General features: G+C 69.6%; 17 protein-coding genes and 1 riboswitch. Of the genes, 10 read left to right on the forward strand and 7 right to left on the reverse strand.

The annotated features are described in order from the left end of the window. Positions 1 to 185: 185 nt before the first annotated feature. The 6 genes from ACZ4D5_RS20310 to ACZ4D5_RS20335 all read left to right on the forward strand — a co-directional run bounded on the left by ACZ4D5_RS20310 (position 186) and on the right by ACZ4D5_RS20335 (position 7,479). Positions 186 to 1,529, forward strand: coding sequence for an HD-GYP domain-containing protein (locus ACZ4D5_RS20310; protein WP_467773757.1), 1,344 nt, complete (start codon positions 186 to 188; stop codon positions 1,527 to 1,529). Positions 1,530 to 1,582: 53 nt separating this feature from the next. Then, complete coding sequence (locus tag ACZ4D5_RS20315; RefSeq protein WP_467774039.1) at positions 1,583 to 2,818, forward strand: HD-GYP domain-containing protein; 1,236 nt, start codon at positions 1,583 to 1,585, stop codon at positions 2,816 to 2,818. 148 nt (positions 2,819 to 2,966) lie between these two features. Next, the gene (locus ACZ4D5_RS20320) at positions 2,967 to 3,947 is read left to right on the forward strand and encodes a tetratricopeptide repeat protein (protein WP_362328578.1); all 981 of its coding nucleotides are present in this window, start codon (positions 2,967 to 2,969) and stop codon (positions 3,945 to 3,947) included. Positions 3,948 to 4,028: 81 nt separating this feature from the next. Then, positions 4,029 to 4,679 carry a peptide deformylase gene (gene def, locus ACZ4D5_RS20325; protein ID WP_467773758.1) on the forward strand — a complete coding sequence of 217 codons (651 nt, stop codon included), beginning with the start codon at positions 4,029 to 4,031 and terminating at the stop codon, positions 4,677 to 4,679. Between the two features lie 302 nt (positions 4,680 to 4,981). After that, entirely contained in the window at positions 4,982 to 6,106 is a 1,125-nt protein-coding gene (gene cyc1 / locus ACZ4D5_RS20330; protein ID WP_467773759.1) for an epi-isozizaene synthase, read from the forward strand. Beyond that, complete coding sequence (locus tag ACZ4D5_RS20335) at positions 6,103 to 7,479, forward strand: bifunctional albaflavenone monooxygenase/terpene synthase (protein WP_467773760.1); 1,377 nt, start codon at positions 6,103 to 6,105, stop codon at positions 7,477 to 7,479. The genes cyc1 and ACZ4D5_RS20335 overlap by 4 nt, the downstream gene beginning before the upstream one ends. A gap of 67 nt (positions 7,480 to 7,546) precedes the next feature. Here the strand turns inward: ACZ4D5_RS20335 and ACZ4D5_RS20340 are convergent, their stop codons facing one another. The 7 genes from ACZ4D5_RS20340 to ACZ4D5_RS20370 form a co-directional block, all read right to left on the reverse strand. Continuing rightward, positions 7,547 to 8,569 carry a ribonucleotide-diphosphate reductase subunit beta gene (locus tag ACZ4D5_RS20340; protein WP_467773761.1) on the reverse strand — a complete coding sequence of 341 codons (1,023 nt, stop codon included), beginning with the start codon at positions 8,567 to 8,569 and terminating at the stop codon, positions 7,547 to 7,549. Beyond that, entirely contained in the window at positions 8,569 to 10,962 is a 2,394-nt protein-coding gene (locus ACZ4D5_RS20345; RefSeq protein ID WP_467773762.1) for a ribonucleoside-diphosphate reductase subunit alpha, read from the reverse strand. Before ACZ4D5_RS20345 ends, ACZ4D5_RS20340 begins: the two co-directional genes overlap by 1 nt. A 129-nt stretch (positions 10,963 to 11,091) precedes the next feature. Then, positions 11,092 to 11,215, reverse strand: a riboswitch (cobalamin riboswitch). A 150-nt stretch (positions 11,216 to 11,365) separates the two neighbouring features. Next, positions 11,366 to 12,994: a monocarboxylate uptake permease MctP gene (mctP, locus tag ACZ4D5_RS20350; RefSeq protein WP_467773763.1), complete on the reverse strand. Its 1,629-nt coding sequence runs from the start codon at positions 12,992 to 12,994 to the stop codon at positions 11,366 to 11,368. Then, complete coding sequence (locus ACZ4D5_RS20355; RefSeq protein WP_467773764.1) at positions 12,991 to 13,245, reverse strand: DUF3311 domain-containing protein; 255 nt, start codon at positions 13,243 to 13,245, stop codon at positions 12,991 to 12,993. The genes mctP and ACZ4D5_RS20355 overlap by 4 nt, the downstream gene beginning before the upstream one ends. A gap of 120 nt (positions 13,246 to 13,365) precedes the next feature. Beyond that, positions 13,366 to 13,563, reverse strand: coding sequence for a CstA-like transporter-associated (seleno)protein (locus ACZ4D5_RS20360; protein ID WP_467773765.1), 198 nt, complete (start codon positions 13,561 to 13,563; stop codon positions 13,366 to 13,368). Further along, the gene (locus ACZ4D5_RS20365; RefSeq protein ID WP_467773766.1) at positions 13,560 to 15,710 is read right to left on the reverse strand and encodes a carbon starvation CstA family protein; all 2,151 of its coding nucleotides are present in this window, start codon (positions 15,708 to 15,710) and stop codon (positions 13,560 to 13,562) included. Before ACZ4D5_RS20365 ends, ACZ4D5_RS20360 begins: the two co-directional genes overlap by 4 nt. Before the next feature lie 143 nt (positions 15,711 to 15,853). Further along, positions 15,854 to 16,636 carry a GntR family transcriptional regulator gene (locus tag ACZ4D5_RS20370; protein WP_467773767.1) on the reverse strand — a complete coding sequence of 261 codons (783 nt, stop codon included), beginning with the start codon at positions 16,634 to 16,636 and terminating at the stop codon, positions 15,854 to 15,856. Between the two features lie 286 nt (positions 16,637 to 16,922). On the opposite strand from ACZ4D5_RS20370, the gene ACZ4D5_RS20375 reads away from it, so the two are divergent. The 4 genes from ACZ4D5_RS20375 to ACZ4D5_RS20390 all read left to right on the forward strand — a co-directional run bounded on the left by ACZ4D5_RS20375 (position 16,923) and on the right by ACZ4D5_RS20390 (position 21,701). Further along, positions 16,923 to 18,194 carry an extracellular solute-binding protein gene (locus ACZ4D5_RS20375; protein ID WP_467773768.1) on the forward strand — a complete coding sequence of 424 codons (1,272 nt, stop codon included), beginning with the start codon at positions 16,923 to 16,925 and terminating at the stop codon, positions 18,192 to 18,194. A 169-nt stretch (positions 18,195 to 18,363) separates the two neighbouring features. Further along, a complete protein-coding gene (locus ACZ4D5_RS20380) occupies positions 18,364 to 19,353 on the forward strand; it encodes a carbohydrate ABC transporter permease (protein WP_467773769.1) in 990 nt (329 codons plus the stop codon). Further along, the gene (locus ACZ4D5_RS20385) at positions 19,350 to 20,180 is read left to right on the forward strand and encodes a carbohydrate ABC transporter permease (RefSeq protein WP_467773770.1); all 831 of its coding nucleotides are present in this window, start codon (positions 19,350 to 19,352) and stop codon (positions 20,178 to 20,180) included. The genes ACZ4D5_RS20380 and ACZ4D5_RS20385 overlap by 4 nt, the downstream gene beginning before the upstream one ends. Before the next feature lie 6 nt (positions 20,181 to 20,186). After that, a complete protein-coding gene (locus ACZ4D5_RS20390; protein WP_467773771.1) occupies positions 20,187 to 21,701 on the forward strand; it encodes a glycoside hydrolase family 3 protein in 1,515 nt (504 codons plus the stop codon). The last annotated feature ends 71 nt before the right edge of the window (positions 21,702 to 21,772 follow it).

Genomic DNA, 21,772 nt, shown 5'->3' on the forward strand with positions numbered 1-21,772 from the left:
GGGCGCTGCCCGATGGTTGAGCACCCGAACAGACCGCGTCACCGCAGTGCAGTGTGAGCGGTCTGTTCTTCTTTTTCTCCCCGCTCTCCTCTCCCGTCACTCGAACGTGCTAATTCGCGACGGGCGGGCGCTGGCCCGACAGGCCGCCGTTCTAGTCTCCGGACCTGAACGGGGAGGAGAACTCCATGCGGTCGCTTCCGGCGTGGGCCCGCGTCTACATCCTGTGCGTCGCCCTGGCCGGCGCCTCCTGTTGCGCGCCCGCCCTCGTGGCGCGCACGCCGTGGCCCGCGGTGGCGCTGCTCGCCGTGCTCTACGCCGCGTGCGAGCAGGTCACCCGGTGCCGCTTCGTCGGCCGCCGAGCCCCGCGCGGCCTCGGCACCTTCTTCCCCGTGCTGCTCGCCGGGGTGTTCCTGCTGCCGCCGTCGGCCGCCGCCCTCGTCGCGGTGCCGGGCGCGCTGCTCGCCCGCGTCGACCGGCATCCCCGCTGGGTGCGCAGGCTCTGGCGCGCGGCCCAACTCGCCCTGGCCGCCTGGGTGTCGGCGCGGGTGTACGCCGCGCTCGGCGGGCCCGCGGCCTGTGCCGCGCCCGACTTCCCGTACGTCCTCGGGCCCGCCGGAGCCGCCGTGCTCGCGTTCTCCTGCGTCCTCACCGTCCTGGACGGCGGTGTCCTCGCGACCGCCGAGCGGCTGCCGGTGCGCTCCGCCTGGCGGGGCCTCTTCGCGCGCTCCCTCGCGTCCGTCGCCGTGCACGGGCTCGCCGGGCTGATGATGGCGGTGCTCTGGACCAGCCCGTACGGGCCCGCGGCCGCGCTGCTCGTGCTGCTCCCGATGGGCGTCTCCTGCTGGCTCTTCGCGCAGTACCACCGCGAGCGCGCCGCCCACCAGGCCACCATCCGGGCGCTCGTCCAAGCCGTCGACATCAAGGACAGGTACACCCGCGGGCACAGCGAGCGGGTCGGCCGCGCGTCCGTGATGATCGCGCGCGAGCTGGGCATGGACGACGAGCGGGTCGAGGTCCTCCGGTTCGCCGGGATCCTGCACGACGTGGGCAAACTCGGCGTACCGACACGGCTGTTGAGGAAGGAAGGACCCCTGACGCCGGAGGAGCGGCGCGTCATCGAACTGCACCCGGAGTACGGGCACGAGATCGTGCGCGGCATCGGATTCCTGGGGGAGGCGCGGGCGGCGATCCTGCACCATCACGAGCGGATCGACGGCAGCGGGTACCCGTACGGGCTCGCGGGGCGGCAGATCCCCGAGTGCGCGCGGGTGGTGGCGGTGGCGGACGCGTTCGACGCGATGACGTCCACGCGCTCCTACCGGCGGGCGCGGCCGGTGCGGGCGGCGCTGGAGGAGCTGGACCGGTGCGCGGGAGCGCAGTTCGATCCGGCGATGGTCTCGGCGCTGGCGCGGGCGCTGGCTTCGCAGGGGTGGCATCCGGGAGTGACGTCGGATGTGCCGGAGCAGGGGGACGCGGGGGCCGGCGGGGTCGTGCCCGTCCCCGCGGCGCGGGGCTCGGCGGCGCGGTGAGCGACTCCGTACCGGCGTTCCCGTGCCGCTCCCCGGCGGGCGCACGCACCACGGTGGTCACCTACGGCATCGCAGGCCTGCTCGCTCTGCTCTCCCTCTTCTGGACCCTCTGGCACGGCGTCACCGAAGGGCGGGTCGCGCTGGCCTTCGGGGTGCTGGTCGCGCTGGGAGAGCTCGCCCGGTGGGGGAGCGGGCGGGAGCGGGAGCCCGCGCCGCTCGGGGCCGCGGGGGCGCTCGCGTACGCCCTGCTGGGGGAGAACGCGGGGCGCGCCACGCACCACGGCGTCCTGCAGGTGATCGCCGTGGTCGTCGCGGCCGCCCTGGTCGGCGCCGTGCCGCACGTGGCGCTCGGCCGCGGGCCCGCCCTGGAGCACATGGCGCGGCGCGTGCTGACCGTCGGCTTCGCGGCGGCCTGCTTCCAACCCCTCTACAACTCGGGGAAGTTGGCCGAGTGGGTAGGGCACGGCCCCTGCTTCGCGCTCGTCATCGTCGCCGTCCTCGTCCTGACCGCGCTCTGCGACGCCGTCCTCGCCGCGGCGACGGCCCGCGCCCGCACCCGGTGGCCGTTCGGGCCGCTGCTGCGGGACGAGCTGCGGGCCATGCTCGGCATCGGCTCCGCCGTGTGCGCGACGGGCGCCGTGATGGCGCTCTCCGTGGCCGTCGCGGGGCTGTGGGCGCTGCCGGTGTTCAGCCTCCCGCTGCTCCTCACCCAGCTCTCCTTCGGGCGGTACGCGGCGGTGCGGGCGACCTACCGGCAGACCATCGCGTCGCTGGCCAGGGCCACCGAGATCGCCGGGTACACCCCGCAGGGCCACGCCCACCGCGTGGCGGGCCTGAGCCGGGCCGTGGGGCGCGACCTCGGGCTCTCCGAGCCGGACCTCACCGTTCTGGAGCACGCGGCGCTGATGCACGACATCGGTCAGCTGTCCCTCGTCGACCCCGTCCCCGCGGGCGCCACCGCCGCGCTCCCCGAGGCGGAACAGCGCCGGATAGCACTGCTCGGCGGCGCCGTCGTACGGCAGACCGGGGTGGACTCCGCGGTCGCCGTCGTCGTGGAGCGTCAAGCCGACCCGTACCGCGATCAGCCGCTCACCGCACGTATTGTGCGCACCGCGAACGCGTACGACGAGATGGCGCGGGGAGAAGGTCCTTCGGCGGCGCTCGGAGGCCCGCTCAAGGCCTTGGAGAGGCTGCGGCTGGCCACCGGCAGGGACTATCAGCCCGAGGTCGTGGAGTCGCTGGCGCGGGTGGTCGGCAGGGACGGCCATACCTCGCCTGTCGCTGGGTAACCCATGGGTAATGAGCGGCCGTCCGACCGTACGTGGTTGGATGCGAAGAAGAGGGTGCACGGGGGCACGGACCCGACGGCGCGCCTTCTCGACAAATGGCTTCCGAGAAACTTTCCGAAAACGTGCAGGCGGGAATCAGGCGGGAATCGTGAGGATCTTCGGCAAGGGACGGCACCGGCCCTCCGCCTCATGGCGGCAGGCGACCGACCGCGCGTTCACGCTGATCGGCGACGGCCGGTACGAGGACGCGGGGGCACTGCTCACGCGCGCGGCGGATCTGGAACCCTGGCTGTCCGAGTCCTGGTTCAACCTCGCGCTGCTGCACAAGTTCCGGCACGACTGGGAGCAGGCGCGGGCCGCGGGGCTGCGCGCCGTGGCGCTCCTTGACCGCTCGGCCGGCGCCCCCGACTGGTGGAACGTGGGCATCGCGGCGACCGCCCTGCAGGACTGGCCGCTGGCCCGCCGCGCCTGGCAGGCGTACGGCCTGCGGGTGCCCGGCGGTGTGGCCGCGTCCGGCGAGCCCACGGGCATGGAGCTCGGCAGCGCCGCCGTGCGGCTCTCCCCGGAGGGCGAGGCGGAGGTCGTGTGGGGCCGTCGGCTCGACCCGGCCCGCATCGAGGTCCTGTCCATCCCGCTGCCCTCCTCCGGGCGCCGCTGGGGCGAGGTCGTGCTGCACGACGGCGTCCCGCACGGCGAGCGGACGACGGCGGCCGGGCACTCGTACCCCGTGTTCGACGAGATCGAGCTCTGGGCGCCCTCGCCCGTGCCGACCTGGGTGGTCCTCCTGGAGGCCGCCACCGAGGCCGACCGGGACGCCCTGGAGCAGCTCGCGGCGGATGCGGGCTTCGCCGCCGAGGACTGGTCGTCCTCCGTGCGGCTGCTCTGCCGGATGTGCTCCGAGTCGCGGATGCCCAGCGACGAGGGCGACGGCGAGCACCTCGACCCGCACGACCACAGCGAGCCGGGCCACCCGGGCCCGCTCGGCCACCGCAGCCCCGGAGCGCTCTGGGTACCGGAGCGCGAGTGCGGCATCGCCGCGCCCGCGGGCCTTGTGCGCGGTCTGCTGGACGGCTGGGTCGCGGACAGCCCGGACTCCCGTGACTGGCGGGACCTGGAAGAGGTCTGCTGACCCGAGGAGACCCGCGGGCACTTCGCCGTAGGCTGTACCGGCACAAACTCTTGAGGGTTCCAAGGAAGGCGTACGGCGGACATGGCGCAGGACACTGAGCAGCAGGCCTCCGGCGGGGTGCTCCCCGTCGACGACGAGGGCTTCGTCATCGACACGGAGGACTGCGAGGAGCGGGAGACGGCCCACCGCGAGCGCGGCACGTCCCGGCCGATCACGGTCGTCGGCAACCCGGTGCTGCACAAGGAGTGCAAGGACGTCACCGCCTTCGACGACGAGCTCGCGAAGCTGGTCGACGACATGTTCGCCAGCCAGCGGACCGCGCAGGGCGTGGGCCTCGCCGCCAACCAGATCGGCGTCGACCTGAAGGTCTTCGTCTACGACTGCATGGACGACGAGGGCGTGCGCCACGTCGGCGTGGTCTGCAACCCGGTCCTGCGGGAGCTGCCCGCCGAGCGCCGCCGCCTCGACGACTCGAACGAGGGCTGCCTCTCCGTCCCCACCGCCTACGCCGAACTGGCCCGCCCCGACTACGCCGAGGTGACCGGTCAGGACGAGAAGGGCAACCCCATCAAGGTGCGTGGCACGGGCTACTTCTCGCGCTGTCTGCAGCACGAGACGGACCACCTGTACGGCTACCTCTACATCGACCGCCTCTCCAAGAGGGAGCGCAAGGACGCACTGCGCCAGATGGAAGAGGGAACCCCGCGCTACCCCGTGGTGGCGAATGACTGACCCACGCGACGCCTGAGCGGCGTGGGCACCGCGTGACGCGAGCGGCCCCTGGTCGGGAACTCCTTCCCGACCAGGGGCCGTTGGCGTGAGCCGCTCGCGTGTGCGAGCAGAATCGGCTGCTGGTGATCCATATTCAGTCACGTAAGGGGAGGTTCTCGGCACTGGGGGGTAGTGAATGGCGCAAATCTGTTCCCTGAACGGTCAGTTGTGGTGCTGAATGGAAAGCGCGGGGATACGCAACGGCGCGCGCCCGGCACGGCGGGAGGGGCGTGTGTCATCACGCGGCTGAAAGGGGTTTGTTCGTGCCTGCATATTCCGGGAGCACTTCACCGACACAACCACACACGCAGCCACGCACACCGGCGGTATCGGTTCCACCGGCGCTGGCCGTTCCGGTGATCGAGGCAGCGTTTCCTCGCCGTCTGCATCCGTATTGGCCAAAGCTTCAGGAGAAGTCGAGGACCTGGCTGCGCGAAATGCGGCTCATGCCCCCGGACAAGGTCGAGCGGTACGCGGACAGCCTCTGCTACACCGATCTGGTCGCGGGCTACTACATTGGCGCCCCGGACGAGTTGCTCACCGCGATAGCGGACCTCAGCAGCTGGTTCTTCGCCTGGGACGACCGGCACGACAGGGACTCCGTGCACGGCAGGGCGGCACAGTGGCGGCGGCTGTGCCGGGGCCTGCACGGCACCCTCGTCGACCCCCGGCAGTACCTGCACCACAGGGATCCGTTGGTCGCGGGCTTCGCGGACTGCGTCCTGCGCCTGTACTCCTTCCTGGGCCCCAGCTGGAACGCCCGCTTCGCCCGGCACTTCCACCCGGTGATCGAGGCGTACGACCAGGAGTTCAGGAACCGGCGCTGCGGCACGGTGCCCACCGTCGAGGCGTACGTCGAGCTGCGCCGCCTCACGTTCGCGCACTGGGCGTGGATCGACCTGCTCGAACCCACCGCGCGGCGCGAACTGCCGCGCGCCATAAGGAAACACCCCGCGTACCGGAGGGCGGCACTGGCGACCCAGGACTTCTCGGCCTGGTACAACGACCTGTGCTCGCTCCCGAAAGAACTCGCGGGAGACGAACTGCACAATCTCGGGATCAGCCTCATTCACCACGAGGGAATGCGGCTCGAAGAAGCAGTGCGCGAAGTGCACCGGCGCGTCACGGGCTGCGTCACGGATTTCCTGGCGGCGGAGCCGGAAGTGCTGTTGCTCGCCGAGGAATTGGCGGACGGAAGTCTGCGGGGCAGGCAACTCTCGGACGCGGTGAAATCATGCGTCTTCAACATGCGGAATTGGTTCTCTTCCGTGTACTGGTTCCATCATGAATCCGGCCGATATCGGGTGGACAGCTGGGACGACAGGTCCCTTCCCCCGTATGTGTCGGAAGACGTCCTGGCGGAAAACGAACTGGTAGGTGAGGAATGAGCGTCGAATCCGCGATACCCGCGCCCGCCGCACAAGGACCGGGCCCGCTGCGCACCCCGCCCCTCGTGGGCGGTGGTGTGCCCTTGCTCGGCCACGCCTGGAACCTCGTGCGCGACCCGCTCGGGTTCCTCGCCGACCTGCGGGACCATGGAGATCTCGTACGGATCAGGTTGGGGCCCAAGACGGCGTACGCGGTCTGCGACCCCTCGCTCGTCGGCGCCATGCTCAAGAGCCCCGAGTACATCGTCGGCGGACCGCTGTGGGACACCCTCGAAGTGCTCCTCGGCAAGGGCGTCGCGACCAGCAACGGCAGGCTGCACCGGCGTCAACGGCGCATGATGCAGCCCGCGTTCAGGCCCGAGCGGATCGCGGACTACGCGAAGGTCATGGAGCAGGAGGCACGCGCCACGGCGGAGCGCTGGCGCCCCGGCAGCACGGTGGACGTCAGCGCGGAGATGTTCCGCACGGCCGTGCGCATCGTCTCGCGCTCGCTCCTCGAGGTCGACTCGATCGGCGAGAAGGCGGACCGCATCGCCGACTCGCTGCACACGGTCTTCGAGGGGCTCTACCGCCGGATGGTGCTCTCGGTCGGACCGCTGTACCGGGTGCCGACCCCGGCCAACCGGCGCTTCGAGAACGCGCTCGCCGATCTGCACGCGCTGGTCGACGAGATCATCGCGGAGCGCCGCGCGGCCGGCCCCGGCGGCCCGGACGACCTGCTCGCGGAATTGCTGCGGGCCAGGGACGAATCGGGGGAGCCCATAGCCGACCAGGAGATCCACGACCACGTGGTTTCCCTCGTCGTGGCCGGTGCGGAGAATGTGGCGTCCACGCTGGCGTGGACGTTCCATCTGCTCACCGAACACCCGGAGCAGGAAAGGCGGTTGGTTGAAGAGGTAAATGCTGTGGCCCCGGATCGCGCGATCACATTCGCCGACCTCAAGGAGCTGCGGCACCTCCGCAATGTCATCACCGAGGCCATGCGTATACGACCCGCGGCTTGGATATTCACGCGCAGGTCCGTGGCCGAAACCGATCTGGGCGGCTATCGCATTCCGGCGGACGCCGACATCGTCTACAGCGTCTACGCGATGCAGCGCGACCCGCGTTCCTTCGAGCGGCACCTGGAGTTCGACCCGGACCGCTGGAATCCGGAACGCGCCGCCGACGTACCGGAGTTCGCGATGATGCCGTTCAGTGTCGGCAACCGAAAGTGCCCGGGCGACCACTTCAGCCTGGCAGAACTCGCCCTGATCCTCGGCACGGTGGTCCCCAGGTGGCGCCTCACGCCCGTCGGGGAGACGGACACCGGAACCCGGATCGGCATCACCCTGCACCCCAAGCGGCTCGCCCTGCGGGCCGAACCGCGCTGAGCGGACGGTGTGCCCGCCCCGCCCCCGTTCAACGGGGCGGGCACACCGAGACAGTGCTGCGCCAGGGCTAGAACTCGTCGTCGAAGGAGACCGAGCCCTCGACGGCGACCTGGTACGCGGAGGGCCGCCGCTCGAAGAAGTTGGTCAGCTCCTGCACGCCCTGCAGCTCCATGAAGGAGAAGGGGTTCGACGAGCCGTAGACCGGCGCGAAGCCGAGGCGCTGCAGGCGCTGGTCGGCGACGCACTGCAGGTACTCGCGCATCGAGTCCGTGTTCATGCCCGGCAGGCCGTCGCCGCACAGGTCGCGGCCGAACTGGAGCTCCGCCTCGACGGCCTCCTTGATCATGTCCGTGACCTGGACCTGGAGCGCGTCGTCGAAGAGCTCGGGCTCCTCCTTGCGGACGGTGTCCACGACCTCGAAGGCGAAGTTCATGTGCATCGTCTCGTCGCGGAACACCCAGTTGGTGCCGGTCGCGAGGCCGTGCAGCAGACCGCGCGAGCGGAACCAGTAGACGTACGCAAAGGCACCGTAGAAGAACAGGCCCTCGATGCACGCCGCGAAGCAGATCAGGTTCAGCAGGAAGCGACGGCGGTCGGCCTGCGTCTGGAGCTGGTCGATCTCCTCGACGTGGTCCATCCACTTGAAGCAGAACTGCGCCTTCTCACGGATGGAGGGGATGTTCTCCACGGCGGCGAAGGCGGCCGCGCGGTCCTCCGGGTCGGGCAGATAGGTGTCGAGCAGCGTCAGATAGAACTGGACGTGCACGGCCTCCTCGAAGAGCTGACGGCTCAGGTACAGCCGCGCCTCGGGGGAGTTGATGTGCTTGTACAGCGTCAGCACGAGGTTGTTCGCCACGATCGAGTCGCCCGTCGCGAAGAACGCGACCAGACGGCCGATCATGTGCTGCTCGCCCGGCGACAGCTTCGCGAGGTCGGCGACGTCCGAGTGGAGGTCGACCTCCTCGACGGTCCAGGTGTTCTTGATGGCGTCCCGGTAGCGCTCGTAGAAGTCCGGGTACCGCATGGGGCGCAGGGTCAGCTCGAAGCCCGGGTCGAGCAGGTTCTTCTCGGCGTTGGTGGTGCTGGACATTACTGGCAGGCCTCGCAGGACTCGGGGTTTTCCAGGGAGCAGGCGACGGCGTCGGGGTCGGCCACCTGCTGGGGGACGGGGGCGGCGGCGGTGGCGGACGTGCCGCCGGCCGCGCGGGCGATGCGCGTCGCCGGGCGCGAGCGCAGGTAGTACGTGGTCTTCAGGCCCTGCTGCCAGGCGTAGGCGTACATCGAGGAGAGCTTGCCGATGGTCGGCGTCTCCAGGAACAGGTTCAGGGACTGCGCCTGGTCGAGGAACGGCGTGCGCGCGGCGGCCATGTCGATCAGGCCGCGCTGCGGGATCTCCCAGGCCGTGCGGTACAGCGCGCGGACCTCCTCGGGCACCCAGCCGAAGCCCTGCACCGAGCCGTTGGACTCGCGCAGCGCCTCACGGGTCTGCGCGTCCCACACGCCGAGCCGCTTGAGCTCCTCCACCAGGTAGGAGTTGACCTGGAGGAACTCGCCGGACAGCGTCTCGCGCTTGAAGAGGTTGGAGACCTGCGGCTCGATGCACTCGTAGACACCCGCGATGGACGCGATGGTGGCGGTCGGCGCGATGGCGAGGAGCAGGGAGTTGCGCATGCCGGTGGTGGCGATGCGCTCCCGCAGGGCCGCCCAGCGCTCCGGCCAGGTCAGCTCGACGCCGTAGTGGTCGGGGTGCAGGACGCCGCGCGCGGTGCGGGTCTTCTCCCAGGCCGGCAGCGGGCCGTTGCGCTCGGCGAGGTCCGCGGACGCCTCGTACGACGCGAGCATGATGCGCTCGGCGATGCGCGTCGAGAGGGCGCGGGCCTCGGGGGAGTCGAAGGGCAGCTTCAGCTGGAAGAAGACGTCCTGCAGACCCATGGCGCCCAGGCCCACCGGACGCCACTTGGCGTTGGAGCGCCCGGCCTGCTCGGTCGGGTAGAAGTTGATGTCCACGACGCGGTCGAGGAAGGTCACCGCGGTGCGGACGGTCTCGTCGAGCCGCTCCCAGTCGATGTCCCCGTCGACCACGAAGGCGCCGAGGTTGACCGAGCCGAGGTTGCAGACGGCCGTCTCCCCGTCGTCCGTCACCTCCAGGATCTCCGTGCAGAGGTTGGAGGAGTGGACGGTGTGGCCGGGCTCCGCGGTCTGGTTGGCGGTGCGGTTGGCGGCGTCCTTGAAGGTCATCCAGCCGTTGCCGGTCTGCGCGAGGGTGCGCATCATGCGGCCGTACAGGTCGCGGGCCGGCATGGACTTCTTGGCGAGCCCGGCGGCCTCGGCCCTGCGGTAGGCGGCGTCGAACTCCTCGCCCCACAGGTCGACGAGCTCGGGCACGTCGGCCGGCGAGAACAGCGACCAGTCCTGGTCGGCGGCGACCCGGCGCATGAACTCGTCGGGGATCCAGTGCGCCAGGTTGAGGTTGTGGGTGCGGCGCGCGTCCTCACCGGTGTTGTCGCGCAGCTCCAGGAACTCCTCGATGTCGGAGTGCCAGGTCTCCAGGTAGACCGCGGCGGCGCCCTTGCGGCGCCCGCCCTGGTTCACGGCGGCGACCGAGGCGTCCAGGGTCTTCAGGAACGGCACGATGCCGTTGGAGTGCCCGTTCGTGCCGCGGATCAGCGAGCCTCTGGAACGGATGCGGGAGTACGAGAGCCCGATGCCGCCCGCGTGCTTGGACAGGCGTGCGACCTGGTGGTAGCGGTCGTAGATCGAGTCGAGCTCGTCCAGCGGGGAGTCGAGGAGGTAGCAGGAGGACATCTGCGGGTGCCGGGTGCCGGAGTTGAACAGCGTCGGCGAGGACGGCAGGTAGTCCAGGCGGCTCATCAGGCCGTACAGCGCGGCGACTTCGTCCACGGCGCGGGCGCTCCCGTCCTCCGCGAGGCCGCTCGCCACGCGCAGCATGAAGTGCTGCGGGGTCTCGATGACCTGCCGGGTGATCGGGTGGCGCAGGAGGTAGCGGCTGTGCAGGGTGCGCAGGCCGAAGTAGCCGAAGCGGAAGTCGGCGCCGTCCGCGAGCGCGTTGTCCACCAGGGCGTCGAGGCGGGCCGCGTGCTCGGTCACGAAGGACGCGGTGCGGTCGGCGATCAGGCCCTCGCGGTGGCCGACCGCGATGGAGTCGGTGAAGGAGCGCACGCCCTGCGTGGCCGCCTCCTCGCGGATGCCGATCGACAGGAGCCTCGCGGCGAGCTTCGAGTACGCCGGGTCCTCGGAGATGAGCCCCGCGGCCGCCTCGGTGGCGAGCTCCCGCAGCTCCGCCTCGTCGGCGTTCGCCGACCGGCCGCGCAGCGCGGCGGCGGCGACCCGTCCCGGGTCGGCGTCGGGGAGGTCGGCGGTGAGGTCGGTCAGGGTGCGCAGCAGCGCGGTCCCTGGCCCGTCGGTACCCTCGTCGGTCGGCGCGGTCTTCGCTGACGCAGGTTCGGCAGGCGCGATGGTCACGTGGCTCTCCCTCGCTCGGCTCTGGGCCTGGGGAGGGGGACGGCACACACGGGCGCACCCGGGCAGGGCGGCTCACCGCGTCCACCGGCCCATTCCACGAGGCCCGGACGGTCGGCGCCCGGGCCGGGCGGCTCGGGCGCACTGTCGGCAGGTCCTCGGACTTGCGGGTACGACAAAGACGTACACATACACCGTTGCGGGACAGTTCCGGACTTGCACCGGATTCCCCTGCGACGACAGCGAGCACGAGCATACATCTTGTGCCGGGTTTCTGAAGCAGGCCCACATCTTGTGTCGGTCGCGAGGGGCCGCCCGCCCGGTGCGGGCCACGGAACGTCAACTCCCGTACACACGGCGAAGGGCCGCCGGATCCTCCCGGCGGCCCTTCGGCGGTGGTGCGAGGTCAGTGGCCGGAGCCCGCGCCCACCGTGGGGAGCTCGACCGAGACGCCCTTGTCGCCCGCGTCCGCGGTGTAGTCCTCGGGGGAGGTCTCGTCGACGCCCTCGGGGGCCTTCAGCGCCTTCAGGACGAAGGTGAGGACCACCGTCACGATCACGTTCAGGACGAACGCGGTCAGGCCGATGTAGCCGATCTCACCGATGCCGGGGATGGTGTCGGAGGAGCCGCCGAAGTGCTTCTGCGTGGGCGAGGCGACGCCGTACGCGGCCAGTGTGCCGTAGACCATGCCGACCGCCCATCCGGCGAGCAGCGCCCAGCGGTGGAACCACCGGGTGAACAGGCCGCCGACCAGCGCGGGCATCGTCTGCAGGATCCAGATGCCGCCCAGGAGCTGGAAGTTGATCGCGACCGTCTTGTCCATGCCGAGGACGAAGACGAGGGCGCCCACCTTCACCATCAGCGAGACCAGCTTGGAGATCTTGGTCTCCTGCTCGGGCGTCGCGTCGGGCTTGATGAAGTCCTTGTAAATGTTGCGGGTGAACAGGTTCGCGGCCGCGATGGACATGATGGCGGCGGGCACGAGCGCGCCGATGCCGATCGCGGCGAAGGCCACGCCCGTGAACCAGTCGGGGAACATGTCCTCGAAGAGCTGCGGGATCGCCAGCTGGCCGTTGTCGACCTTGACCCCGGCCGCGATCGCCATGAAGCCGAGCAGCGCGAGCAGGCCCAGCATCAGCGAGTACAGCGGCAGGATCGTGGTGTTGCGGCGGATCACGTTGCGGTTCTTCGAGGAGAGCGTCGCGGTGATCGAGTGCGGGTACATGAACAGCGCGAGGGCCGAGCCGAGCGCGAGCGTCGCGTACGTCCACTGCCCGGCCTCGGGCGGCGCGAGGGCGCCGCGCGGCTTGCCGGTGTCCTCGTTGACCACGCCGAACGCCTCGCCCGCCTTGGCGAAGATGTCGTCGAAGCCGCCCAGCTTGATCGGGATGTAGATGATCGCGACGGCGATGACGAGATAGATCAGGCCGTCCTTCACGAACGCGATCAGGGCGGGCGCGCGCAGGCCCGACGAGTACGTGTACGCGGCAAGCACGGCGAACGCGATCAGCAGCGGCAGGTCCTTGATGAACCAGTTGGTGTCGGGGCCGCCGCCGATGCCCATGACGTCCAGGACGGCCTGGATGCCGACCAGTTGGAGCGCGATGTAGGGCATCGTGGCGAGGATGCCGGTGACCGCGACCGCGAGGGAGAGCCCCTTGGAGCCGAAGCGCCCGCGCACGAAGTCGGAGGTGGTCACGTAGCCGTGCTTGTGCGAGACCGACCACAGGCGCGGCAGGAAGGTGAAGATCAGCGGGTAGACGAGGATCGTGTACGGCACGGCGAAGAAGCCGGCCGCGCCCGCCGCGTAGATGGCCGCGGGGACGGCCACGAAGGTGTACGCGGTGTAGAGGTCGCCGCCGAGCAGGAACCAGGTGACCCAGGTGCCGAACGACCGTCCGCCCAGGCCCCATTCGTCCAGGCTCTGGTCGTTCTCGGCCTTGCGCCAGCGGGCGGCGAGGAAGCCCATGACGGTGACCGCGACGAAGAAGAATATGAAGACGCCGAGCGCGACGCCGTTGACCCCGTCGTTCATGACCGCGCACCTTCCTTGCGGGCGCGCTGGTCACGCTGCCACAGCTTGTAGGCGGTCATCGTGAGCGCCGTCGAGATGAGCACCCACAGCATCTGGTACCAGTAGAAGAACGGGATGCCTATGAAGGTCGGTTCGATCTTCGCGTACGAACTCACCCAGAGCATTGCCACGAAGGGTGCGACAAGGCAGGCTGCGATGACCACACGGACCGGCGTGACCACCGGTCTGTTCACTTCAGGCGCATCTGACATATCGCGGCTCCGTTCCCTCACTCATCCCATGCTTAACGTGCGGGAAATCTAAGCCACGGTCTCGCGGTTTGGAACCCCTGTCCGGATAACGGACAGGGGTGGGCAGGGCGAGTTGCCTGCTCAGCAGCAGCGGAAGCCCTGCCTCGGGTCCGACTCCGCCTGTTCCGTCCGCATCCGTTCAAATACGCGGCGGCTGGGGACAGTTGCCGCCGGATGCTCCCTGCGAATATGCGCCACATAGCGGTCGTACGCCGACTCGTCGGTCAGCTCGCGGACGTACCACCGCATCCAGCGCAGCCCCCGCAGCAGCCAGGTCATGGCGCGAGCTCCCGCTTCTTCCGGTCCTCCCGCTCCTTGCGGGCCTCCTGCTTCTCCTCCTCGGTCGGGAAGAGCCCGGCGGGCGCCGTCAACTTCGACTCCACGTACGGTGCTTCGCTCAGCCGCGAGGCCCCGGGGTTGCGGATGTGCCTGACGCAGATCCGCCCGGCGTCCAGAATCACGACGACGACGAGCAGGGCGAGCGCCGCCGAAAGGACGCCGTCCACCGTGGAGTTGGTGACGACGGTGTGCATGTCGTCCATGGTCTTGGCGGGCGGCAGGACCTTGCCCTCGTCGATGGCGTCCTGGTAGTTCGAGCGCTGCTGGAAGAAGCCGACGCGCGGATCGCTGGAGAACACCTTCTGCCAGCTCGCGGTGAGCGTCACCGTGGCGTCCCAGGCGAGCGGAATACCGGTGATCCAGGCCCACTTGAGGCGCCCGGACTTCACGAGCAACGTCGTGCAGACGGCGAGGGCGACGGCCGCGAGGAGCTGGTTGGCGATGCCGAAGATCGGGAAGAGCTGGTTGATCCCGCCGAGCGGCTCGTGCACGCCGACCCAGAGGAAGTAGCCCCACAGGCCGGTGACGGCGGCGCTGGTCAGCACGAGTCCGGGCTTCCAACTCACCTTCCTGAACGGCTTGTACACGTTCCCGAGCATGTCCTGCAGCATGAAGCGGCCCACGCGCGTGCCCGCGTCGAGCGCGGTCAGGATGAACAGCGCCTCGAACATGATCGCGAAGTGGTACCAGAACGCCCGCATCGAGCCGCCGGTGACCTTCGAGAAGATCTCCGAGACGCCGACCGCGAGCGTGGGCGCGCCGCCGGTGCGCGAGAGCAGCGAGGACTCCTCCACGTTCTTGGCCGCCTGCGCCAGGTCGGCGGGGGAGATGGAGTATCCGAAGTTCGCGACGGCCTTCGAGGCCTCCTGCACGGTGTCGCCGACGACACCCGCCGGCGCGTTCATCGCGAAGTACAGGCCGGGGTCGATGATCGACGCGGCGACGAGCGCCATGATCGCGACGGACGACTCCATCAGCATGGAGCCGTAGCCGATCATCCGGACCTGCGTCTCCTTCTGGATCATCTTCGGCGTCGTGCCCGAGGAGATCAGCGCGTGGAAGCCGGACAGCGCCCCGCACGCGATGGTGATGAAGACGAAGGGGAAGAGGGAGCCCGCGAAGACGGGCCCGTCGCCGCGCGAGGCGAAGTCGGTCACCGGATCCATCTTCAGCGTGGGCAGCGCGATCACGACACCGAGCGCGAGCAGCACGATGGTGCCGATCTTCATGAACGTCGACAGGTAGTCGCGCGGCGCGAGCAGCATCCACACCGGCAGGATCGACGCGATGAAGCCGTACGCCACGAGCCAGACGACCAGCGTCGAGGGCGCGAGGGTGAAGGTGTCCGCGAGGGACGACTCGGCGACCCAGCGCCCCGAGACGAGCGCGAGCAGCAGCAGCGCGATGCCGATGAGCGAGACCTCGCTGACCCGTCCTGGCCGCAGGACCCGCAGGTAGAAGCCCATGAGGAGCGCGATCGGGATGGTCATCGCGATGGAGAAGGTGCCCCACGGCGACTCGGCGAGCGCGTTGACGATGACCAGCGCGAGCACCCCGAGCAGGATGATCATGATGGCGAAGGTGGCGAGCAGCGCGGCCGCGCCGCCGAAGGGGCCGATCTCCTCGCGCGCCATCTGCCCGAGCGACCTGCCGTCGCGCCGCGTCGAGAAGAACAGCACGACCATGTCCTGCACGGCGCCCGCGAAGATCACGCCGACGATGATCCAGATGGTGCCCGGCAGATACCCCATCTGTGCGGCGAGCACGGGCCCCACCAGCGGTCCCGCGCCCGCGATGGCCGCGAAGTGGTGGCCGAGCAGCACCCGCCGGTCGGTCGGGTGGAAGTCGATGCCGTTGTCGAGCCGCTCCGCCGGAGTGGCCCGCGACTTGTCGACCTTGAGGACCTTGTACGCGATGAACTTGGAGTAAAAGCGGTACGCGATGGCATACGAGCCAAGGGCCGCCGCCACCATCCAGGCGGCCGACACCTCCTCGTCGCGCGCGAGTGCCAGGACGGTCCAGCTCGCGGCGCCGATCAGCGCGACGAGGGACCAGATGACGATGGATCGAGGAGTTGCTCTGCGCACCGGGTCGTCCTCCCGCTCATCATGCGATGACGGGAGGAACGTAGAACAGCGCGGTGATCCGCGCCAGACCCCGGGCCGTGCGGGGAGGATCTCGGGTCCTTGCGGGAGGATCTCGGGTCCTCGCGGGAGGATCCCGGTCGGGCTCAGTCCGTGGGGCGCTTGAGGCGGGCGACGAACTTGTACCGGTCGCCGCGGTAGACGGAGCGCACCCACTCCACCGGCTGGCCGTCCCCGTCCAGCGAGTGGCGGGACAGGAGCAGCATCGGCAGGCCGACGTCGGTGCCGAGCAGGCCGGCCTCGCGCGGGGTGGCGAGGGAGGTCTCGATGGTCTCCTCGGCCTCGGCGAGGTGCACGTCGTACACCTCGGCGAGTGCGGTGTAGAGCGAGGTGTACTTGACCAGGGAGCGGCGCAGCGCCGGGAAGCGCTTTGCCGACAAATGGGTCGTCTCGATCGCCATGGCCTCGCCGTTGGCGAGCCGGAGGCGCTCGATGCGGAGCACCCGGCCGCCCGCGCTGATGTCCAGCAGGCCCGCGAGGGTGTCGTCCGCGGTGATGTAGCCGATGTCCAGGAGCTGCGAGGTCGGCTCCAGGCCCTGGGCCCTCATGTCCTCGGTGTACGAGGTGAGTTGGAGGGCCTGCGACACCTTCGGCTTGGCGACGAACGTGCCCTTGCCCTGGATGCGTTCGAGGCGCCCCTCGACGACCAGCTCCTGCAGGGCCTGGCGCACCGTCGTGCGGGAGGTGTCGAACTCCGCGGCGAGCGTGCGCTCCGGGGGGACGGGGGTGCCGGGCGGCAGCGTCTCCGTCATGTCGAGCAAGTGCCGCTTCAGGCGGTAGTACTTGGGCACGCGCGCGGTGCGGCCGACGCTCGGACCCTCCGGAGGCGTGCCCACATCGGTCCCCGTGCCACCCGTTTCGGTGCCCATGGTCCGCCTTCCCGGCTCCTGTGCTGCTGCCGTCACCGGCTCCTCCGTCTGTCGCGGCTCACATCGTGGCACGGTACGGGCCGAGCAGACTCTGCCTGCTCAGGTGTCGGTCCGATAACGGACGTGACTGCCCTTCTTATACACCCTTGACACCCCTAAAGGTCTAGGCCAAGCTCCCCGTACTGGTCTACACCATTAAAGACCAGGTTCCAGTCCCACGGGCAGATCTCGGTCCATTCGGTCGCTGCGGGTGGGGGGTTGACTGGCATCCCTTGAGGAGGGTGACGTGAAGCGCAAGCTCATAGCGGCCATCGGTGTCGCGGGCATGCTGATCTCGGTCGCGGCCTGTGGCAGCGACGACGACAAGAAGTCCGGCGGAGCCGACGGCTTCAAGGGCGAGACGCTGACGCTCTGGGCGATGGACGGCTCGACGCCGGACAAGTGGCAGAAGGACGTCACCGCGGCCTTCGAGAAGAAGACCGGCGCGAAGCTGAAGTTCGAAGTCCAGCAGTGGAACGGCATCCAGCAGAAGCTGACCACCGCTCTCTCCGAGGAGAACCCCCCGGACGTCTTCGAGATCGGCAACACCCAGACCGCCGCGTACGCCAAGACCGGCGGCCTCGCCGAGCTCGGCGACCTCAAGGAGACGATCGGCGCCGACTGGACCGAGTCGATGAACAAGGCCTCGGTCGTCGACGGCAAGCAGTACGCCGCCCCGTGGTTCGTCCTCAACCGCGTCGTGATCTACAACAAGAAGATCTGGGCCGAAGCCGGCATCAAGGACACCCCCAAGACGCGCGACGAGTTCCTCAAGGACCTCAAGCAGATCGGCGAGAAGACCGACGCCGAGCCGATCTACATGCCCGGCCAGTTCTGGTACCACTTCGTCGGCCTGACCATCGGTGAGGGCGCCGAGCTGGTCAAGAAGGACGGCGACAAGTACGTCTCCAACCTGGACGACCCGAAGGTCGTCAAGGCCATGAAGACGTACCAGGAGTTCCAGAAGCTCTCCAAGGCCCCCAAGAACAAGGACGAGGCCACGCCGCAGCAGGGCGAGGTCTTCGGCAAGGGCAAGACCGCCACGATGATCGCCATGCCGTGGGAGGCCGCCCTGGCGATCAAGGCCGACAAGAAGATCGAGAAGGACATCGGCTACTTCACGATCCCGGGCGCCACGGCGGACAAGCCCGAGGGCGTCTTCCTCGGCGGCTCCAACCTCGCCATCGCCGCGACCAGCAAGAAGCAGGAGCTCGCCAAGGAGTTCCTGAAGATCGCGCTGAGCGACAAGTTCGAGAGCCAGTTCGCCAAGGAAGGCGGCGTCATCCCGAACAAGAAGTCCCTGGAGTCCGCCCTCGAGGGCAACCCGGCCGCCAAGGCCATGTCGCCGGCCACCCCCGGCGGCGGCATCACCCCGCTGATCCCGGAGTGGGGCGCGGTCGAGAACCCGCCGAACCCGATCAAGAACTACATGACCGCGGTGCTCAACGGTAAGTCGCCTGCCGCCGCCGCCGAGCAGGTCGAGGGCGAGCTCAACAAGCGCCTGGCGCAGAAGCAGTAAAGGACGCGTCCTCTTGCCGGGGGTGGCGGGTGACGTGACCCCGCTGCCCCCGGCGTACCCATGAGTTCTCCGCGCGCCCCGCTGAGTTCTCCGCGTTCTCCGCGCTGACCACAGCGTTCTTCCGCGCTGGACACAGCGCTTCGCGTTGCCCACGAAAGAGATGGCGAGCATGACCGTGCAGAAGACCGAACGGCCGCCCTCCGGCCCGACGGAGGTGCAGACACCGGACGGCGGGTCACGACCAGCAGGACCGCGCAGAACCCCAGGACGTCTCGCCGGCCTGACGCCCTATCTGCTCCTTGCCCCCGCGATCATCGCCACCCTGCTGCTGCTCGGCTGGCCGCTGGTCAACAACGGGATCCTGTCGTTCCAGAACCTCAACATGCGGCAGTTCATTCTGCACTTGACCGAGTGGAACGGATTCGACAACTACAAGGAGATCCTCACCGGCGAGGACTTCTGGCGGGTCACCGGCCGCTCGGTCGCCTTCACCGCCGTCAACGTCGTGCTGATCATGATCCTCGGCACGCTGGTCGGACTGCTCCTCGCGCGCCTCGGCCGGAAGATGCGCACGTTCCTCATGATCGGACTCGTCCTCGCCTGGGCGATGCCGGTCGTCGCGTCGACCACCGTCTACCAGTGGCTGTTCGCGCAGCGCTACGGCGTCATCAACTGGGTGCTCGCCAAGATCGGCTTCGAGTCGATGGCCGACCACGACTGGCTGGCCTCGCAGTACTCGACCTTCTTCGTGGTCCTGCTGCTGATCGTCTGGCAGTCCATCCCCTTCGTGGCGATCAACCTGTACGCCGCCACGACGACCATCCCCAAGGAGCTGTACGAGGCGGCCTCCCTGGACGGCGCCGGTGCCTGGAAGCAGTTCACCTCGGTGACGATGCCGTATCTGCGGCCCTTCCTCTACGCCACGACGTTCCTGGAGATCATCTGGGTCTTCAAGGCGTTCGTGCAGGTCTTCACCCTCAACGAGGGCGGCCCTGAGCGGCTCACCGAGATCCTGCCCGTCTACGCCTACATCGAGGGCATGGGCAACCAGCACTTCGGCATGGGCGCCGCGATCGCGATGCTCACGATCGTCATCCTGCTGGCCATCACCTCGTACTACCTGCGGATCGTGCTCAAGCAAGAGGAGGACGAGCTGTGAAGCGCTCGCTGTTCGGCCGCATCTGGCCCAACCTGACCGCCGTCGTTCTCTTCGTCCTGTCGGTCTTCCCCGTGTACTGGATGTTCGCGACGGCCTTCAAGCCGACCGGCGACATCATCAGCGAGAACCCGGTCTGGTTCCCGACGGACGCCACGATCGAGCACTTCAAGACGGCGATGAGCGTGGACCACTTCTGGACCATGGTCGGCAACTCGATCACCGTCACGGTCCTCGCGGTGCTCTTCTCGCTCATCATCGGCGTGACCGCGGCGTTCGCGCTGGCCCGCATGCGCTTCAAGGGGCGGCGCGGCTTCATCATCGGCTTCATGCTGGCGCAGATGGCGCCGTGGGAAGTCATGGTCATCGCGATCTACATCATCGTGCGCGACGCGGACATGCTGAACAGCCTGATCCCGCTGACCCTCTTCTACATGGTGATGATCCTGCCCTTCACGCTCCTCACGCTGCGCGGCTTCGTCGCCGCCGTGCCCAGGGAGCTGGAGGAGTCCGCCATGGTCGACGGCTGCACCCGCATGCAGGCCTTCCGCCGGGTGATCCTGCCGCTGCTCGCGCCGGGCCTGATGTCGACCTCGCTCTTCGGCTTCATCACCGCCTGGAACGAGTTCCCGATGGTCCTCGTGCTCAACAAGGAGGCGGACGCCAAGACCCTGCCGGTGTGGCTGTCCAGCTTCCAGACCGCCTTCGGCGACGACTGGGGCGCCACGATGGCGGCGGCCTCGCTCTTCGCCATCCCGATCCTGATCCTCTTCGTCTTCCTGCAGCGCAGGGCCGTCAGCGGCCTGACCGACGGCGCAGTGAAGGGATAACACACGATGACGAACTCGCCGACGCTCACGCACGCGGGCGACACGCTCACCCGCAACGCCCTGGCCGTCCTCCAGCCCGGCTTCGACGGCACGACCACCGCACCGGACTGGCTGCGCCGCCGGATCGGCGAAGGCCTCGCCTCCGTCAGTCTGTTCGGCCGCAACGTGCGGACCGCCGAGCAGGTCGCCGCCCTCACCGCGCAGCTGCGTGCCGAGCGCGACGACCTCCTGATCGCCATCGACGAGGAGAGCGGCGACGTCACCCGCCTCGAGGTGCGCACCGGCTCCTCCTACCCGGGCAACCACGCGCTGGGTGCCGTCGACGACACGGCGCTCACCCGTGACGTGGCCGCCGACCTCGGCCGCCGCCTCGCCTCCTGCGGCATCAACCTGAACTGGGCGCCGTCGGCCGACGTCAACGCCAACCCCGACAACCCCGTCATCGGCGTACGCTCCTTCGGCTCGGACCCGCTCCTGGTGGCCCGGCACACCGCCGCGTACGTGGAGGGCATGCAGTCCTCCGGCGTCGCCACCTCCGCCAAGCACTTCCCGGGGCACGGCGACACCGCGGTCGACTCGCACCACTCCGTGCCGGTCATCGACGTCGACCGGGACGTTCTCAACTCCCGTGACCTGGCGCCGTTCCGCGCGGCGATCGCGGCCGGCACGCGCGCCGTGATGAGCGCCCACGTCCTGGCCCCGGCCCTGGACCCGGACAACCCGGGGACGATCTCCCGCCGCATCCTCACCGGCCTGCTCCGCGAGGAGTTCGGCTACGACGGCCTGATCGTCACCGACGGAATGGACATGCAGGCCATCGCCGGGACGTACGGCTTCGAGCGCGGCTGCGTGCTCGCCATCGCCGCGGGCGCCGACGCGATCTGCACGGGCGGCGGCCCCTCGGACGAGGGCACCGTGCTGCGGCTGCGGGACGCCTTCGTCGCGGCGGTGCGGTCGGGCGAACTGCCCGAGGAGCGGCTCGCCGACGCCGCCGAGCGCGTGCGGTCCCTGGCGAACTGGGCAGCGGTGTCGAGGGGTTCGGGCGCGGTCGGTCCTTCGGGGGGCGCGCCCGACACCGGGATCGGCCTGGTCGCGGCCCGCCGCGCGCTGACGGTCACCCGTGGCGACACGTACGCGGCCCCGGTCACCGAGGCTCCCTACGTCGCCACCTTCTCGCCGCTCCCGAACATCGCGGTCGGCGACGAGACCCCCTGGGGCGTCACCGCCGAGCTGAGCCGTCGCTTCCCCGGCACGGAGTCGGGCACGTTCTCCGGCGAGGGCGCGGGCACGCAGGCCCTCGCGGCGGCGGGGGAGCGCCGCATCGTGGCCGTGGTCCGCGACGCCCACCGCCACGGCTGGATGGCGGACGCCCTGCACACCTTGGTGACGGCCCGCCCGGACACGATCGTGGTCGAAATGGGCGTCCCCCAGTCCACCCCGACGGGCGCCCTCCACATCGCCACACGCGGCGCGGCAAGGGTCTGCGGCGAGGCGGCGGCGGAGGCCGTCGTCGCGGGGTAACGCAGCGGGGCAACGCAGACGACAAGGCGGAGGGGCGCCCCCACCAGGGGGCGCCCCTCCGCCTTGCGTAC

It is taken from the genome of Streptomyces sp. NPDC025651 (assembly GCF_055558735.1).